The organism is Nocardioides mesophilus, assembly GCF_014395785.1.
In the GTDB taxonomy this organism is placed as follows: Bacteria; Actinomycetota; Actinomycetes; order Propionibacteriales; family Nocardioidaceae; genus Nocardioides_B; species Nocardioides_B mesophilus.
In genome coordinates this window covers 3,982,718-3,998,915 of record NZ_CP060713.1, presented here as the reverse complement: position 1 = coordinate 3,998,915, position 16,198 = coordinate 3,982,718, and the positions used below count along the sequence as shown (strand labels likewise).

Sequence of the window (16,198 nt, the reverse complement as noted above, 5' to 3'; positions counted from 1 at the left end):
TCCTTCAGGCGTACCACGCAGCGACACCGGGCCCGAGCAGCACGCCGACCACCGCGCCGACGAGCATGAACGGCCCGAAGGGATAGGCCTTGCGGTCCACGATCCTCAGCAGCGAGAGCAGCAGCCCGCCGACCGCGCCGAGGAGGAAGCCGGCGTACACCCCGACGGCGAGCTCGCTCCAGCCCAGGTAGCCCAGCGCGAGGCCGAGCACCCCGGAGAGCCGCACGTCGCCGTAGCCCATCCCCCGCGGGTAGACGAACCACAGCACGAAGAAGCTGCCGCCGGCGATCAGCCAGCCCCAGCCCGCGGTGACCACGGCGTGCAGGTCCCCCGCGGCCAGGCCGGCCACCAGCACCAGGGCGACCACCACGGCGTACGACGGCGCGATCAGCTTGGTGGGAAGCAGCCGGGTCCGCCAGTCGATCACGGCGAGCGCCACGCCGACCGGGGCGAGGTAGAGCAGGAACATCAGCGCCGTCGACCAGCCCACCGCCGCCCCGAGCAGCCCGGCGACCACCGCGGTGGCCAGCGACGCCCGGGTCCGCAGGCCACGCTGCCGGGCGATGTCGGCGTAGAGCTCCTTGGGCTCCTCGGCCGGATCGGCGTCGGGATCGGCCTCCGGCTCGGGGACCCAGGCGATGAGCGTCGGCACCAGCCGGCCCACGAGCAGTCCGTAGAGGGCGCAGGCGATCGCCGCGTCGAGGTGCCAGGTCACGCCCGCGACCCTAGGCCATCGGGTGGCCGCCGGCTCAGATCTCCTCGGGGAACATCTGGATCGCGCCGGAGGGGCACTCCGCGACGCAGAGCCCGCAGCCCTTGCAGTAGTCGAGGTCGATGAGGTACTTCTCCCCCGGCTGCCCGAGCTTGATCACCGCGTTGTCCGGGCACACCCCGTAGCAGTTGTCACAGCTGAAGCAGTTGCCGCACGACATGCACCGCCGCGCCTCGTACAGCGCGTTGCTCTCGTCGAGCCCCTGCACCACCTCGTCGAAGGTCGACGCGCGGCGCGCCTGCTCCAGCATCGGGCGGTGCACCCGCGGTGCGTCGGCGTAGTACCAGGTGTTCAGGGTGTCGTACGTCGCCAGGGCCGGTCGGACGGCAGGCTCCGGCGCCGCCCCGGAGAGCCAGCCGTCGATGTGCCGGGCCGCCCGCTTCCCGTGCCCGACCGCCACGGTGACCGACCGCTCGAAGGGCACCATGTCCCCGCCGGCGAAGACGCCGGGGCAGCCGGTCATCATCGTCGCGTCCACCGCCACCACGCCGTCCTCGACGTCCAGCCCGGGCACGTTCTGGAGCAGCGAGAGGTCGGTCTCCTGCCCGAGTGCCAGCACCAGCGAGTCCGCCGCGAGCTCCTCGAGCTCACCGGTCGGCTGCGGGAAGCCGGTCTCGTCCAGCTCCATCCGCTCCACGACCAGCCGGCCCGCCTCCACCTGCTTCACCGTGGTCAGCCACTTGAACAGCACGCCCTCGTCCTCGGCCTCGGCGAGCTCGGTCTCGTGGGCGGGCATCCGGTCCTGGGTGCGCCGGTAGACGACCACGGCCTCGGACGCGCCGAGCCGCTTGGCGGTCCGGGCCGCGTCCAGCGCGGTGTTGCCGCCGCCGTACACCGCGACCCGGCGGCCCAGCAGCGGGGTCTCGCCCTCCTCGAGGTCGTGCAGCATGCTCACCGCGTCGAGCACGTGCGCGGCCGACCCGGCCGGCAGGTAGGCCCGCCTGCCGATCTGCGCGCCGACCGCCAGGAACACCGCGTCGTAATCGCCGCGCAAGGCGTCGAGGTCGCTGACCGCGGCGTCCAGCTCCAGCGTGACGCCGAGGTCGAGGATCCGCTGCACCTCGGCGTCGAGGACGTCGCGGGGCAGGCGGTACTTCGGGATGCCGAAGCGCATCATCCCGCCGGCCTTGGGACCGGCCTCCTTGACGGTGACGGTGTGCCCGCGCAGCGCGAGGTGGTACGCCGCGGAGAGGCCGGAGGGTCCCGCGCCCACGACGAGGACCCGCTTGCCGGTCGGCGGGGCCTCCACCGAGACTGTCCACCCCCTGCGGATCGCCTCGTCGCCGAGGAACCGCTCGACGGAGTTGATGCCGACCGCCTCGTCGAGCTGGCCGCGGTTGCAGGCCGACTCGCACGGGTGGTAGCAGACCCGGCCCATGATCGCGGGGAACGGGTTGTCCGCCATGATCTTGCGCCAGGCCCGCTCGTAGCCGGCGCCGCCCTCCTCGCCCTCGTAGAGCCAGGACTGGATGTTCTCCCCCGCCGGGCAGGCGTCGTTGCACGGCGGCATCCGGTTCGTGTAGACGGCCCGCTCGGTGCGCCAGGAGCCGGTCTTGTTGGCCTTGCTGGAGCCGATGTCGAGGGTGATCGCGAACGGCTTCTCCATGGTCATGGCCGGGCTCCCGGGAGGTCGGAGGTGTCCGGGTCGTCGAGCAGCCCGAACCGGGCGATGTTGCGGTCCGCGCCCGCCTGGATGCGGTCGATGAGGTCGCGTCGCGGCGGGTCGCCGAACAGGTGCGCGTAGCGGCGCTGCGGCCGCAGGTAGTCCTCGACCGGCACCTGGTGCCGGATCCGGGAGACCTCGGTGACGACCCCGTGCTCGGCCTCGAACACCGGGAAGATGCCGGTCTCCTTCACCAGCCGGGCCAGCCGGATCGTGTCCGCGGGCGCCGCTCCCCAGCCCAGCGGGCAGGGCACGTAGACGTGCAGGTAGCGCGCCCCGCGGAACTCCATCGCCCGCTCCACCTTGTGCTCGAGGTCGCGCAGCTCCGCGACCGTCGCGGTGGCGACGTAGGGGATCTCGTGGGCCATCGCGATCTGCGGGAGGTTCTTGCCCTGGCCGAAGACGTTGCCGGTGGTGCCGCCGACAGGCTTGGTGTTGGCGGTCCGGGCGGCCGGCGGTGTCGCCCCGGAGCGCTGCACACCGGTGTTCATGTAGCCCTGGTTGTCGTAGCAGACGAACAGCACGTCGTCGTTGCGCTCGAACATCCCCGACAGGGTGCCGAAGCCGATGTCGACGGTGCCGCCGTCGCCCGCCTGGGCCACCACCCGGATGTCCTCCCGGCCCTGCGCCTTCAGCGCGGCCGCCATCCCCGAGGCGACCGCGGGCCCGTTGCCGAACAGCGAGTGCAGCCACGGCACCTGCCACGAGGACTCGGGGTACGGCGTGGAGAACACCTCGAGGCAGCCGGTGGAGTTGGCCGCGATCATCTTGCCGTCGGTGGCCCGCATCGCCGCGTCGAGCACGTAGCGGGCGCCGAGCGCCTCACCGCAGCCCTGGCAGGCGCGGTGGCCCGAGGTGAGCGAGTTCGAGCGCCCCATCCGGGCCTGCACCGAGCGTTGCTCCGGGTCGAGCAGCCGGTTGCCGGCGACGAAGGTGCCGACCTGGTAGAGCTTGATCTCCTGGAACGCCATCTCTCCTCCTACAGGGGCCCGGAGCCGACGACGCCGAGGTCGCGGAGCATGTTCTCCGCGTGCGGGCCGGGCCGGACCCGGTGCCGTGACCGTTCGAGCTCGCGCTGGACCAGCGCGGTGTCGAGGTCGAGGAAGTGCAGCTCGTAGGGGTCGAGGCCGCCGGCGAGGAGGACGTCGAGCAGCCGGCGCAGCGAGGCCCGGGTCACCGCCCGGCCGCCCAGGCCGGCGACGACGTCGTACACCTCGACGGGCAGGTCCTGCAGGGCCAGCCGGAGGTTCTGCCCGACGATGCCGCCGGCGCCGACCGCGAAGGCCTTCTCCACCACGACCACCCGCCTCGCGTGGCTCAGCGCCTCCCGGATCTCGTCGCGCGGCCAGGGCCGGAAGCACTTCACCCCGAGCACGCCGACCGAGACGCCCTCGTCGCGCAGGCTGTCCACGACGTCCTCGAGGGTGCCGAGCATCGAGCCGAGGGCCACCACGACGGTGTCGGCGTCGTCGAGGCGGTAGGCGCTCAGCAGCCCGCCGGAGGACCGTCCGAACTGCTCGGCGAACTCGGCGGCGAGCCGCGGGATCTCGTCGAGGGCCTGCATCTGCTTGGCGTGCATCAGGTACTTCACCTCGGTGAACGCCTCCGGACCGACCATCGCCCCGATCGTCACGGGATCGTCCGGGTCCAGCATCTGCTGCGGCACGAACGCGGGCAGGTAGCGGTCGACCTCGTCCTGGCCCGGCAGGTCCACCTGCTCCACGGCGTGGGTGAGCACGAAGCCGTCCATGCAGACCATCACCGGCAGCGAGAGCGACTCGGCGAGGCGGTAGGCCTGCACGTGCAGGTCCACGGCCTCCTGGTTCGACTCGGCGTAGAGCTGGACCCACCCCGAGTCGCGCATCGACATCGCGTCGGAGTGGTCGTTCCAGATGTTGATCGGCGCCCCGATGGCCCGGTTCGCCACCGTCATCACCAGCGGCAGCCCGAGGCCCGAGGCGTTGAACAGGGCCTCGGCCATGAACAGCAACCCCTGGCTGGAGGTCGCGGTGTAGGTCCGGGCACCGGCGGCGGAGGCACCGATGCAGGCCGACAGCGCCCCGAACTCCGACTCCACCATCAGGTACTCGCACGGCTCCAGCTCACGGGTGCGGACCAGGTCGGAGAGCTTCTCCACGATGTGCGTCTGCGGCGAGATGGGGTAGGCGGCGATCACCGCGGGGCGGCACAGCCCGACGGTGCGGGCGACGGCCTGCGACCCTTCGATCTGCTCAAGCATCGGCGTGGCTCCTCAGCTGCTCCTGGACCCGGTCGTACGCCGCGCGCGCGGCCTCCGCGTTGGCCTCGCCGACCCGGCCGGGGAACTGCGCCTGGATCGCGGCCACCACCGCGACGAGCGACACCTGGCCGGTCAGCGCCGCGAAACCCCCGAGCAGCGCCGCGTTGGGCAGCGGCCGGCCGAGGTGCTCGCGGGCCAGCTCGGTGGCGGCGACGGTGGCCGTCCGCTCGGGGCGCATCTCCCCGACCAGCTCGAGCAGCCCGAGCTCCTCGAGCGTGCGTGAGGTGTTGACCAGCAGGTAGCCGCCCGGCCGGAAGCCGGCGAAGAGGTCGACCTGGTGCAGCAGGGTGGGGTCGGCGACCACCAGCGCATCCGGGTCGGCGACCGGCTCGCGCAACCGGATGGCGCGGTCGTCGATGCGGCAGAACGCCACGACCGGAGCCCCGGTGCGCTCGGAGCCGAAGGTCGGGAAGGCCTGCGCGTGCCGGCCCTCGCGGAAGGCGGCGACCGAGAGCATCTCCGCAGCCGTCACGGCCCCCTGCCCGCCGCGACCGTGGATCCTCACTGAGAACATCTCCCCTCCCTCACCGGACGCTAGGTGGCGAGGGCGGGGCTGATCAGGGCCGTTGGGCCCGGCGGACCCTGCCGACCGGCCGGTCAGCGGTCGCTCAGCGGTCGAGCAGGGCGCGCTCCCCCGCCGCGCGCAGCACGTCCAGCGACGGCAGACTGCCGGTCATCAGCTGCACCTGCAGCACCGCCTGGTGCACGAGCAGGTCGAGGCCGCCGACGAGCATTTGGTCCCGCTCCCGGGCTGCGAGCGCCAACGGCGTCGGCCACGGGTCGTAGAGCACCTCGAAGACCACCGTCGCAGCCGCGCAGGCGGCCAGCACGGTCGGCGTCTGGGCGGTCACCGGCACCGTCGAGGCCACCAGGTCGACCTCGTCGAACAGGTCGGACATGGCGGTCGGTGCGGCCGCCAGCTCCGCGAAGGTGCGGACCTCAACCCGCGGAGGCGTCGGGTGCCGCGCCACCGCGGCCAGCGTCTCGCCCGCCCGGCCCGGGTCGCGGACCACCAGGTCGGCCCGCGGGCAGCCCAGGTCGCCGAGCGCCAGCAGGACCGAGGCCGCGGTCGCTCCGCCACCCAGCACGACGGCGCTGCGCAGCGGCCCGTCGTACCGCTCCCGCAACGCAGCGGCCACCCCGGGAACGTCCGTGTTGTGGCCGACCCGGCGGCCACCCCGCAGCACGACGGTGTTCGCGGCGCCGGCCTGCCCGGCCCGGGCGCTCAGCTCGTCCAGCAGCGGCACCACCGCCCGCTTCAGCGGCATCGTCAGCGACAGCCCCCGCCAGCTGCTGTCCAGCCCGTCCAGGAACCCCGGCAGGTCGGCCTCGCGCACCTCGCAGGCGTCGTACTCCCAGTCCAGGCCGAGCTCGGCGTAGGCGGCCCGGTGCAGCACCGGGGACAGCGAGTGCGCGATCGGGCTGCCGAGCACCGCGCAGTGCGTGGTCACGACCCGGTCCCCGGGCAGCCGCGGCTCAGCAACGGTCGGAGGTGTCGCACCACGCCTGCAGCTGCTTGCGGTACTTCAGGAACTGGTCGTAGTCCTTCGCGAACTTGGTCTCGCCGGTCTCCAGGTTGACCGTCACGTAGTAGACCCACGGGCCGGGGGTCGGGTGGGCGGCCGCCGCGATCGCCTTGTCGCCCGGCGACTCGATCGGGCCCGGCGGCAGCCCTGGGTACCGGCGGGTGTTGTACGGCGAGTCGACCCGCAGGTCCTCCTCGGTGAGCCCGAGCCCCAGATCACGGCCGAGGGCGTAGTTCACCGTGGCGTCGATCTGCAGCAGTCCGTTGGTGACGTCGGACTCCAGGCGGTTGTAGATCACCCGGGCGACCTTGCCCCGGTCGACGTCGCGGTTGGCCTCCGACTCGACCAGGCTGGCGACCGTCATCAGCTCGGCGGGCGTATAGCCCAGCTGCTGCGCAGCCGCCTCGAGGTCGGCCTCGTCCGCTGCCTGGCGCCACCGCGCGACCATCGCCTGCAGCATGGTCATCGGGGTCTCGTCCGGACCGAAGGAGTAGGTCGCCGGGAAGAGGTAGCCCTCGGGGTTGCCCTTCGCGTAGTCGGGCAGGCCCAGCCGGCCGGGCTTGGCCAGCGCAGCCTGGAACTGCTTGACGGAGTAGTCGGTCTTCTTGGCGAGCAGCTTCACGACCTGCTCGACGCGCAACCCCTCGGGGACGGTCACCGAGGTCTGCACCATGTTCTCGGGGTCGATCAGCACACCGAGCGCGTCCACGGCCGGCACCTGCTTCTTCAGCTGGTAGAAGCCGGGCTGGATCTGCATCGACCGCGGCTCGTCCTGGGCGGCCGCCACGAACGCGCCGACGCTCTTCACGACGTCCTTCTCCACCAGCCCCCGGCCGATCTCCGAGGCGGTGTCCCCCTGCTCCACCTCGAACAGGACCTTGCCGTGGCCCGGGCCGTCGTAGTCCGCGGGCGGGGCGAACACACCCCGGAGCGCGCTCATGCTCGCGGTGGCCACTGCATACCCTCCGCCGACCAGCACCGCGAGCGCGATCAGCACCGCCAGGCAGCCCAGGCCGCGTCGGGAGCGCGGCTTGCGGGAACTGCTTTGCTCGAGCTCGAGTCCGAGGTCGCTCACCGGTTCGTCTCACACCCATCCGTGCTCGGCCCCGTGCGGTCGGTCTGGTCGCTCTGGTCGGTGGGGGCAGCGGAGGGATCGGCGACGATCTCGCCGGGCACCCTGCCGCTGCTCCGTTCCGTCTCCAGTGCATTCTGCAAGATGACGACCGCCGCGGCCTGATCGACCACGGCGCGTCGCTTCTGTCCTTTCTTGCCCCGTTCGCGCAGGACGTTCTCCGCGGTGACCGTCGTGAGCCGCTCGTCGCACAGGCGCACCGGCACCGGCGCCAGCGCGGTGGCCACCTGGCCGGCGAACACGCGCACCTTCTCGGCGGCCGGTCCCTCGCGCCCGGACAGGCTGCGGGGCAGCCCGACGACCACCTCGACGGCGCCCTCCTCCTCGGCGATGGCGCGCAGCCGGGCCAGGTCGCCCGCTCCGCGACGCACCGTCTCGACCGGCGTGGCGATCAGGCCCGACGGGTCCGAGCGCGCCACGCCGATCCGGACGTCACCGACGTCGACGCCGAGCCGCACCCCCGGTCTCATCGGGTGGTGGCCACCCGGCCGACCTCGTGCTCGACCTCGCGCAGCGCCTGGTCGACGTGGGTCACGTCGGCCCCGCCGCCCTGCGCCACGTCGTCCTTGCCGCCGCCGCTGCCGCCGAGCGCCGTCGCCGCAGTCTTCACCAGCGCGTTCGCGGAGATCCCCCAGGCACGCGCCTCGTCGTTGACGGTCACCACGACCGCGGGCTTGCCGTTGGTCGAGCCGATCACCGCGACCACTCCGGGCCGCCCGACCGGCATCCGGCCGCGGATGTCGAGGGCGAGCTTGCGGACGTCGCCGGCCCCGGCGCCGTCGACCCGGTGCCCGACGAAGCCGACCCCGTAGACCTCCCGGGCGCCGGCGGCGAGCTCGCCGGCCGCAGCCAGCAGCTGCGACATCCGGACCCGCTCGATCTCCTTCTCCGCGGTCCGCAGCCGCTCGACGAGGTCGTGGACCCGCTCGGGCAGCTCCTCGGGGCGTGCCTTCAGCGCCTCGCTGAGCTGCGCGACCAGCACGTGCTCGCGGGCCAGGAACTGGTAGGCGTCGGCCCCCACGAGCGCCTCCACCCGTCGTACGCCCGAGCCGATCGACGACTCCCCGAGCAGCTTGACGACACCGAGCTGGCCGGAACGGCCGGCGTGCGTGCCGCCGCACAGCTCGCGGGCCCAGTCGCCGACCGAGATGACCCGCACCTCGTTGCCGTACTTCTCGCCGAACAGCGCCATCGCGCCGGAGCGGACCGCCTCCTCCTGGGTCATCAGCTCCGCGTGCACGCCGAGGTCGGCCATCACCAGGTCGTTGACCCGCGCCTCCACGTCGGCCATCGCCGACGCGGGCACCGCGCCGGTGGCCGAGAAGTCGAACCGGAACCGGCCCGGGGCGTTCTCGGAGCCCGCCTGGGTCGCGGTCTCCCCGAGCGCCTCGCGGAACGCCTTGTGCACCATGTGGGTCGCGGTGTGCGCGCGGCTGATCGAGCGCCGTCGCTCCACGTCCACCATCGCCTGGGCATGGTCGCCGACCATCACCTCTCCGGAGAGCACCCGCGCCTTGTGGACGACCAGGCCGGTGATCGGCGACTGCACGTCGAGCACCTGCACCGTGGCGCCGTTGCCGAGCTCGATCAGCCCCTGGTCGGCGAGCTGACCTCCGCCCTCGGCGTAGAACGGCGTGCGGTCGAGCACCAGCTCCACCTCGTCGCCCTCCCGTGCCGCGGCCACCGGGCCGGCCGGGCCGACGATGCCGCCGACCCTGCCCTCGGAGAGCACCTCGCTGTAGCCGGTGAACTCGACCGCCCGGCCGAGCTTGTCGGCGATCTCGCGGTAGAAGTCGGCCCCGCGTGCTGGCCCTTCTTGGCCTTCGCGTCGGCCTTCGCCCGCTCCCGCTGCTCGCCCATCAGGCGACGGAAGCCCTCCTGGTCCACCTCGAGGCCCTGCTCCGAGGCCATCTCCAGGGTCAGGTCGATCGGGAAGCCGTAGGTGTCGTGCAGCGCGAACGCCTGAGAGCCCGACAGCTGCTTCTGCCCCGTCGCCCGGGCGTCCTGCGCGGCGAGGTCGAAGATCGTCGTACCGGTGCGCAGCGTCTGCCGGAAGGCGTCCTCCTCGGCGTAGGCGATGGTGCTGATCCGCTCCCAGTCGCGCTCGAGCTCGGGGTAGGAGCGCTCCATCCGCTCCTTGCTGACCGGCAGCAGCTCCGGCAGCGTGCGCTCCTCGACGCCGAGCAGCCGCATCGAGCGGACCGCGCGGCGCAGCAGCCGGCGCAGCACGTAGCCGCGCGCCTCGTTGCCGGGCGTCACGCCGTCGGCGATCAGCATCATCCCGCTGCGCACGTGGTCGGCCACCACCCGGAAGCGGACGTCGTCCTCGTGGTCGACGCCGTACCGGCGCCCGGACAGCTCCGAGGCCTTCTCGATCACCGGGAAGATCTCGTCGATCTCGTACATGTTGCTCTTGCCCTGGAGCAGGTAGGCCACCCGCTCCAGGCCCATGCCGGTGTCGATGTTGCGGTTCGGCAGCGGCCCGGCGACGTCGAAGTCCTCCTTGCTGCGGACCGCGCTGAGCTCCTCCTGCATGAACACCAGGTTCCAGAACTCCAGGTAGCGGTCGCCCGCCTCCCAGTCCCGGTCCGCACCGAACTCGGGGCCCCGGTCGATGAGGATCTCGCTGCACGGTCCACCGGGACCGGGCACGCCCATGTTCCAGTAGTTGTCCTTCTTGCCCAGCCGGACGATCCGGTCGTCGGGCAGCCCGGCGACCCGCTTCCAGAGCGCGATCGCCTCGTCGTCGTCCTGGTAGACGCTGGCGTAGAGCTGGCTCTCCGGCAGCCCGTAGCCACCCTCGGCCTGGGGCTTGGTGACCAGCTCCCAGGCCAGCTCGATCGCGCCTTCCTTGAAGTAGTCGCCGAAGGAGAAGTTGCCGTTCATCTGGAAGAACGTGCCGTGCCGGGTGGTCCTGCCGACCTCTTCGATGTCGAGGGTGCGCACGCACTTCTGCACGCTGACCGCGCGGCTGTACGGCGGCGTCTCCTGGCCGAGGAAGTACGGCTTGAACGGCACCATGCCCGCGTTCACGAACAGCAGGTTCGGGTCGTCGAGGAGCAACGAGGAAGACGGCACCACCTGGTGCCCGCGCTCCTCGAAGTGGGCGATGAACCGGCGGCGGATCTCCGCGGTATCCATCAGTCGTTGGCCTTCCTCGTCAGTTCCGGGTGTTGCGGGGGGTGTCCATGGAGCGCCGGGCCGAGCCGGTCGCGCAACTCTGTTTCCTTCTCCGCCATCCCGGCCCGCACCTCTTCGCCGAACAGGTGCATGCCGACGGCGAGCCCGGAGAGCCGGTCGGAGAGCCCGTCCGGGGTCAGCGCCTCGGCGACCCGGCGTGCCTTCGCCATCGCGTAGACGCCCGCTCCGGCTCCGGCGACGAACCACAGCGCGCGGCTCATGTGCGACCACCGTTCATGCGGCGTCCTGGTCCGGGACCGATCGCGGCGCGCGCAGGGTGCGCCGCAGCAGCCGCAGCTCGCGCTTGCGCTCCTTGCGGGCCCGCCGGGTCTCGCGCCTCATCTCGAAGCCGATCCGGTTGCGGTTCTCGGCCGAGAGCGCCCGGCGGACGCCGTACCCGAGGGAGACCACCCGGACCAGCGACTCCGCCACCGCGGTGCTCACGAACTGACGTCCGTCGAGGGCCTCGACCTCCTGGCCCGGGACCTGCGCGTCGGGACCGGGTGGGCCCGCTGGGCCGGCACTGGTGATGACGTACTCGACCTCGTCCGGCTCCGCACGGGGGGCCGGACGGTGCTCCAGCTCCTGGTGCAGCGCGTCCAGCCGACGGTGCAGGTCGGCGACCTCGCGGCTGCGACGCGCGCCGGTCAGGAGTACGGCGGCGAGCAGCACGAGCAGCACGACGCAGAGCGCCGCGAGCACGACGACGAGGCCCGGACCCATAGGACGGGACCTTACCGTGCCGACCGGTTGCGTCCCTTCGTGCCCTCCGGCCCCCCGTGACCGCGGATCAGCGCCCGGACCCGCTGCCAGCGCTCCTTGAGGCCGGCCTCGGCGCCGAGGGAGGTCGGCCGGTAGTAGGTGGCGTCGGCCACGACGTCGGGGGCGTACTGCTGCTCGGCGATGCCGTAGGGCTCGTCGTGGGCGTAGCGGTAGCCCTTGCCGTGACCGAGCTTCTTCGACCCGCCGTAGTGGGCGTCGCGCAGGTGCGGCGGGACCGGGCCGATCTTGCCCGACCGGACGTCCGCGGCGGCCGCGTCGATCGCGGTGATCACGGCGTTCGACTTCGGGGCCAGGGCGAGCGCGATCGTCGCCTGCGCGAGGTTCAGCCGGGCTTCCGGCATCCCGATCAGCTGGACCGCCTGTGCGGCCGCGACCGCGGTGGTCATCGCCGTCGGGTCCGCCAGGCCGATGTCCTCGCTGGCCAGGATCACCAGCCGCCGGGCGATGAACCGCGGGTCCTCGCCCGCCTCCATCATCCGGGCCAGGTAGTGCAGGGCTGCGTCCGCGTCCGAGCCGCGCACCGACTTGATGAACGCGCTGATCACGTCGTAGTGCTGGTCCCCCTGGCGGTCGTAGCGCACCGCGGCCCGGTCGACCGCGGTCTCGGCCGTGGTCAGGTCGACCGACGGCTGACCCTGCGTGGTGGCCGCGCCGGCCGCCGCCTCCAGGTAGGTCAGCGCACGGCGCGCGTCTCCCCCGGCGAGCCGGACCAGGTGGTCGCGCGCGTCTTCCTCGAGGGTCACCTCGCCGGCCAGACCCCGCTCGTCGACCAGCGCGGAGGCGATGACGTCGCGGATGTCGTCGTCGGTCAGCGGCTCCAGCGTGAGCAGCAGGGACCGGGAGAGCAGCGGCGAGATCACCGAGAAGAACGGGTTCTCCGTGGTCGCCGCGACCAGCGTGACCCAACGGTTCTCGACCCCGGGCAGCAACGCGTCCTGCTGGGCCTTGGTGAACCGGTGCACCTCGTCGACGAAGAGCACCGTCTCCGGGCCGCCCTTGGTGAGGACCGTGCGCGCGCCGTCGATGGCGGCGCGCACCTCCTTGATCCCCGCAGCGACCGCCGACACCTCGACGAAGCGCCGGTTGGTCTGCTGGGAGACGATCGAGGCGATGGTGGTCTTCCCGGTGCCGGGCGGGCCCCACAGCAGCAGCGACATCGGCTGGTCTCCCTCGACCAGTCGCCGCAGCGGGGCGCCGGGGGCCAGCAAGTGCGCCTGGCCCACCAGCTCACCGAGCGTGCGCGGCCGCATCCGGACGGCCAGCGGCGCGGAGGAGTGCGTGTTCCCCGCGAGCGAGCCGCCCGAGGGACCCGAGCCGGCCGGGCCCGCGTCCGAGGACCCGATGTCGAAGAGCCCGTCCACGCTCAGCGCGCCCGCAGCACGGTCAGGACGGCTGGTCCGTGACGCTGGTGCTGGTGGCCCCGGTGCTCCCGGTGTCCTCGGCCGGGTGCTCACGGTTGATCTCGTCGGACGCGACCGCGTGCGTGGTGAGGTCGGTCCACGAGTCGGAGAAGCCGGCCTTGTCGAGGTCCTCGGTGCTCGGGGTGGCGCCGGCCACGGGCGTGCCCTCGCGGTCCACGCCGAGCGCGCTCAGCGTGATCGGCGTGGACGACTCCTGGCCGAGCTCGCCGGCGAAGTGGCAGGCGACCTTGTGGGTGCGCCCGATCTGCAGCAGCGGCGGCTCCTGGCGCGCGCAGATCTCCTCCGCTCGCCAGCAGCGGGTGCGGAACCGGCACCCGGACGGCGGGTTGATCGGGCTCGGCACGTCGCCCTCGAGCCGGATCCGCTCGCGACGGCCACCGATCGCGGCCTGCTTCACGTCCGGCGCCGCGGAGAGCAGCGCCTGGGTGTAGGGGTGGTGGGGCCGGTTGTAGAGCGTGTCCCGGTCCGCGATCTCGACGATCTTGCCGAGGTACATCACCGCGATCTCGGGGCAGAAGTGCCGGACGATCGCGAGGTCGTGCGCGATGAAGAGGAACGCGATCTGGAACTCCTTCTGCACGTCCTGCAGAAGGTTCACCACCTGGGCCTGGATCGAGACGTCCAGCGCGGAGACGGGCTCGTCGGCCACGAGCAGCTTCGGCTGCAGCGCGAGCGCCCGCGCGATGCCGATGCGCTGGCGCTGACCGCCGGAGAACTCGTTGGGGTAGCGGTTGTAGTGCTCCGGGTTCAGCCCGACGACCTCGAGCAGCTCCTGGACGCGCGCGAGCACCTTCTTCTCCGGGACCATCTTGTGCACCCGCAGCGGCGTGCCGACGATCGTGCCGACGGTGTGGCGCGGGTTCAGCGAGCTGTACGGGTCCTGGAAGATCATCTGGATCTCGCTGCGCAACGGCAGCATCTGCTTGTTCGACAGGTTGCCGATCTCGCGGCCGTCGAACTTCATCGACCCCGAGGTCGGGTCGTAGAGCCGGGTGATCAGCCGACCGGTGGTCGACTTGCCGCAACCGGACTCCCCCACCAGACCGAGCGCGCTGCCGCGGCGGACCTGGAAACTGACGCCGTCCACGGCCTGCACCTGGCCGATGGTGCGCCGGACCAGACCGGAGGAGCGCACCGGGAAGTACTTGCGGAGGTTGGTGACCTCGAGGATGGGGGTGTCTGCGCCGCTCTGCTCGGTGCCGGCAGGCGTGACGACAGGGTTGGTCATAGCAGTCATTGTCCTCGTCACCTGTCGTCTCGGGCAAATGCCTCGTCGGCGGGCCCGTCCTGCTGCTGGATCGCGGCGGCGAGGTCCGGCGCCATCACCGGCAGCACCTCGGCCTCGTAGACCGCGTCGGGGTCGGGCAGGTGGCAGCGCTTCAGGTGCGGCGGCCGGGCGCCGACCTCGAGGGGCGGCAGCTCGGTGCGGCACAGGTCGCCGGGCACCTTGTCACGGTGCGGGCAGCGGGGGTGGAACGGACACCCGCTGGGCGGCGAGAGCAGGCTCGGCGGGTTGCCCGGGATCGGGATCAGCCGACCGTCGGTGTCGCCGGCCACGTCGGGGATGCTGGAGAGCAGGCCCCAGGTGTAGGGCATCTCGGGGTGGGTGAGGATCTCCTTGGTGGAGCCGTGCTCCACCGCCCGGCCGCCGTACATCACCAGGACGTCGTCAGCCATCTCCGCCACCACGCCCAGGTCGTGGGTGATGATGATGATGGCCGAGTTGAAGTCGTGCTGGAGCTCTTGGAGCAGGTCGAGGATCTGCGCCTGGACGGTCACGTCGAGAGCGGTCGTCGGCTCGTCGGCGATCAGCAGCTTCGGGTCGTTCGACAGCGCCATCGCGATCATGGCCCGCTGACGCATGCCGCCGGAGAACTGGTGCGGGAAGTCGTCGACCCGGCTGCGCGCCTGGGGGATGCCGACGCGGTCGAGCATCTCGATCGCCTTGGTCCGGGCCTGCGACTTGGAGACGTCGTTGTGCGCGCGGTACGCCTCGGCGATCTGCGCACCGATCGAGTAGAAGGGGTGCAGCGCCGACAGCGGGTCCTGGAAGATCATCGCGACGTCGGCACCGCGCACCGAGCGCATCTGGTTGTTGGTCAGCCCGATGATCTCGCGGCCGCCGACCCGGATCGAGCCGGACATCTGCGTGCGCTTGTAGTCGTGCAGACCCATGATCGCCATCGAGGAGACGCTCTTGCCGGAGCCGGACTCGCCGACGATGCCGAGGGTCGAGCCCTGCTCGAGGGTGTAGCTCATGTCGGTGACCGCGTGCACGACCCCGTCGGCCGTGGGGAACTTGACCGTCAGGTTCTCCACCACGAGGAAGGGTTCCTCACCCTTGGTCGCGGTCGAGCCCTGCGGCTGCTCGTTGAGGTAGGTCTCGGTCATGTCAGGCGCACCCTCGGGTCGATCACGCTGTAGATGATGTCCACAATGATGTTGGCCACCACGATGAAGGCAGCGGCGATGAGGACCGTGGCGGAGATGACCGGCAGGTCCTTGTTGCCGATCGCGTCCAGCGCCGTGACGCCGATCCCCTGGATGCCGAAGATACGCTCCGTGAAGATCGTGCCGGTGAGCAGGTAGGCAAAGTCCAGGCCGAAGATCGTGACCACCGGGACGATCGCAGCGCGCAGCCCGTGCTTGAGCGTGACCTGCCGCTCGGAGAGGCCCTTCGCCCGGGCCGTGCGCACGTAGTCCTCGTTGAGGGACTCGATCATGGAGCCGCGGCTGAACCGGGCGTACTGGGTGGAGTAGGAGAGCCCGATCACCAGCCAGGCCAGCAGCATGCCCTTCACCCAGGCGAGTGGACCCTCGGTGAACGGCCCGTAGTAGCCGCTCTCGGGGAAGATCGCCCACTGGCTGATCAGGAAGAGGTAGGCGAGCAGGGCGAGCAGGTAGTACGGGATCGCGTTGATGAACAGGCTCACCCCCACGATCCCCTTGTCGGTGCCGGTGCCGCGTTTTCGCGCGGCCATGATGCCCATGCCGACGCCGGTGGTGAGGAAGATGACGGCACCGCCCAGGGCCAGGGACAACGTGGCGGGGAAGCGGCTGATGAGGTACTCGGTGACCGGGAGCCGCAGCTTGAAGGAGACGCCCAGGCACGGGGCCGGGCACTCGATCGCGATCGAGCCGAGCTGGAAGTCGTTGCCGGTGAAGATCCCGGCCATGTAGTCGGTGTACTGCTGGACGACAGGCTCGTCGAGGCCGAGGGAGGTCCGCACCGCCTCGAGCCGCTGCGGCGTGCACCGGGTCTCCGGGCAGTAGGCCAGCGCGGGGTCGGAGGGCCCGTAGAAGAACAGGGCGAAGACGGATACCGAGACCACCAGGAGCACGAGCACTCCGGAGATGAGTCGTCGGATGATGTAGCCGAACATGTCGCGGGTCTCCCTCGCATCAGACGGGCGGCCCGATGG

Annotated in this window: 14 protein-coding genes and 1 pseudogene; all 15 read right to left on the bottom strand. The window is 71.7% G+C overall.

All coding sequences use genetic code 11. The annotated features are described in order from the left end of the window. Window positions 1-4 precede the first annotated feature (4 nt). On the bottom strand, window positions 5-715 hold the full coding sequence (locus tag H9L09_RS19060; protein WP_187578377.1) for a prepilin peptidase: 711 nt from the start codon (window positions 713-715) through the stop codon (window positions 5-7). A gap of 34 nt (window positions 716-749) precedes the next feature. Further along, complete coding sequence (locus H9L09_RS19055; protein WP_246456113.1) at window positions 750-2,384, bottom strand: NAD(P)-binding protein; 1,635 nt, start codon at window positions 2,382-2,384, stop codon at window positions 750-752. Further along, on the bottom strand, window positions 2,381-3,406 hold the full coding sequence (locus H9L09_RS19050; protein ID WP_187578376.1) for a thiamine pyrophosphate-dependent enzyme: 1,026 nt from the start codon (window positions 3,404-3,406) through the stop codon (window positions 2,381-2,383). The genes H9L09_RS19055 and H9L09_RS19050 overlap by 4 nt, the downstream gene beginning before the upstream one ends. A gap of 8 nt (window positions 3,407-3,414) precedes the next feature. Continuing rightward, entirely contained in the window at window positions 3,415-4,674 is a 1,260-nt protein-coding gene (locus H9L09_RS19045; protein ID WP_187578375.1) for a transketolase C-terminal domain-containing protein, read from the bottom strand. Further along, window positions 4,667-5,248, bottom strand: a complete 582-nt coding sequence (locus H9L09_RS19040; protein ID WP_187578374.1) for a 2-oxoacid:acceptor oxidoreductase family protein — start codon at window positions 5,246-5,248, stop codon at window positions 4,667-4,669. The genes H9L09_RS19045 and H9L09_RS19040 overlap by 8 nt, the downstream gene beginning before the upstream one ends. 94 nt (window positions 5,249-5,342) lie before the next feature. After that, a complete protein-coding gene (locus tag H9L09_RS19035; protein WP_187578373.1) occupies window positions 5,343-6,185 on the bottom strand; it encodes a shikimate dehydrogenase in 843 nt (280 codons plus the stop codon). 25 nt (window positions 6,186-6,210) lie between these two features. Beyond that, complete coding sequence (mltG, locus tag H9L09_RS19030; protein ID WP_187578372.1) at window positions 6,211-7,335, bottom strand: endolytic transglycosylase MltG; 1,125 nt, start codon at window positions 7,333-7,335, stop codon at window positions 6,211-6,213. Continuing rightward, on the bottom strand, window positions 7,332-7,850 hold the full coding sequence (ruvX, locus tag H9L09_RS19025) for a Holliday junction resolvase RuvX (protein ID WP_343065145.1): 519 nt from the start codon (window positions 7,848-7,850) through the stop codon (window positions 7,332-7,334). The genes mltG and ruvX overlap by 4 nt, the downstream gene beginning before the upstream one ends. An 8-nt stretch (window positions 7,851-7,858) precedes the next feature. Further along, window positions 7,859-10,533, bottom strand: a pseudogene (gene alaS / locus H9L09_RS19020) (alanine--tRNA ligase). Continuing rightward, the gene (locus tag H9L09_RS19015) at window positions 10,533-10,793 is read right to left on the bottom strand and encodes a DUF6167 family protein (RefSeq protein ID WP_187578370.1); all 261 of its coding nucleotides are present in this window, start codon (window positions 10,791-10,793) and stop codon (window positions 10,533-10,535) included. Before H9L09_RS19015 ends, alaS begins: the two are co-directional and overlap by 1 nt. A gap of 13 nt (window positions 10,794-10,806) precedes the next feature. Then, complete coding sequence (locus H9L09_RS19010) at window positions 10,807-11,295, bottom strand: hypothetical protein (RefSeq protein WP_187578369.1); 489 nt, start codon at window positions 11,293-11,295, stop codon at window positions 10,807-10,809. An 11-nt stretch (window positions 11,296-11,306) separates the two neighbouring features. Further along, window positions 11,307-12,716, bottom strand: a complete 1,410-nt coding sequence (locus H9L09_RS19005) for a replication-associated recombination protein A (RefSeq protein ID WP_246456112.1) — start codon at window positions 12,714-12,716, stop codon at window positions 11,307-11,309. A 22-nt stretch (window positions 12,717-12,738) separates the two neighbouring features. Next, complete coding sequence (locus H9L09_RS19000) at window positions 12,739-14,004, bottom strand: ABC transporter ATP-binding protein (RefSeq protein WP_187578368.1); 1,266 nt, start codon at window positions 14,002-14,004, stop codon at window positions 12,739-12,741. A gap of 17 nt (window positions 14,005-14,021) precedes the next feature. Continuing rightward, complete coding sequence (locus tag H9L09_RS18995; RefSeq protein WP_187578367.1) at window positions 14,022-15,167, bottom strand: ABC transporter ATP-binding protein; 1,146 nt, start codon at window positions 15,165-15,167, stop codon at window positions 14,022-14,024. Continuing rightward, window positions 15,164-16,159: an ABC transporter permease gene (locus H9L09_RS18990; protein WP_187578366.1), complete on the bottom strand. Its 996-nt coding sequence runs from the start codon at window positions 16,157-16,159 to the stop codon at window positions 15,164-15,166. Before H9L09_RS18990 ends, H9L09_RS18995 begins: the two co-directional genes overlap by 4 nt. Window positions 16,160-16,198: the final 39 nt, after the last annotated feature.

Coding starts and splice junctions, on each gene's coding strand:
- H9L09_RS19015 (WP_187578370.1), bottom strand. CDS start 10,793: ATGAGCCGCGCGCTGTGGTTCGTCGCCGGAGCCGGAGCGGGCGTCTAC.
- H9L09_RS18990 (WP_187578366.1), bottom strand. CDS start 16,159: ATGTTCGGCTACATCATCCGACGACTCATCTCCGGAGTGCTCGTGCTC.
- H9L09_RS19000 (WP_187578368.1), bottom strand. CDS start 14,004: ATGACCAACCCTGTCGTCACGCCTGCCGGCACCGAGCAGAGCGGCGCA.
- H9L09_RS18995 (WP_187578367.1), bottom strand. CDS start 15,167: ATGACCGAGACCTACCTCAACGAGCAGCCGCAGGGCTCGACCGCGACC.
- H9L09_RS19050 (WP_187578376.1), bottom strand. CDS start 3,406: ATGGCGTTCCAGGAGATCAAGCTCTACCAGGTCGGCACCTTCGTCGCC.
- H9L09_RS19055 (WP_246456113.1), bottom strand. CDS start 2,384: ATGACCATGGAGAAGCCGTTCGCGATCACCCTCGACATCGGCTCCAGC.
- H9L09_RS19040 (WP_187578374.1), bottom strand. CDS start 5,248: ATGTTCTCAGTGAGGATCCACGGTCGCGGCGGGCAGGGGGCCGTGACG.
- H9L09_RS19045 (WP_187578375.1), bottom strand. CDS start 4,674: ATGCTTGAGCAGATCGAAGGGTCGCAGGCCGTCGCCCGCACCGTCGGG.
- H9L09_RS19010 (WP_187578369.1), bottom strand. CDS start 11,295: ATGGGTCCGGGCCTCGTCGTCGTGCTCGCGGCGCTCTGCGTCGTGCTG.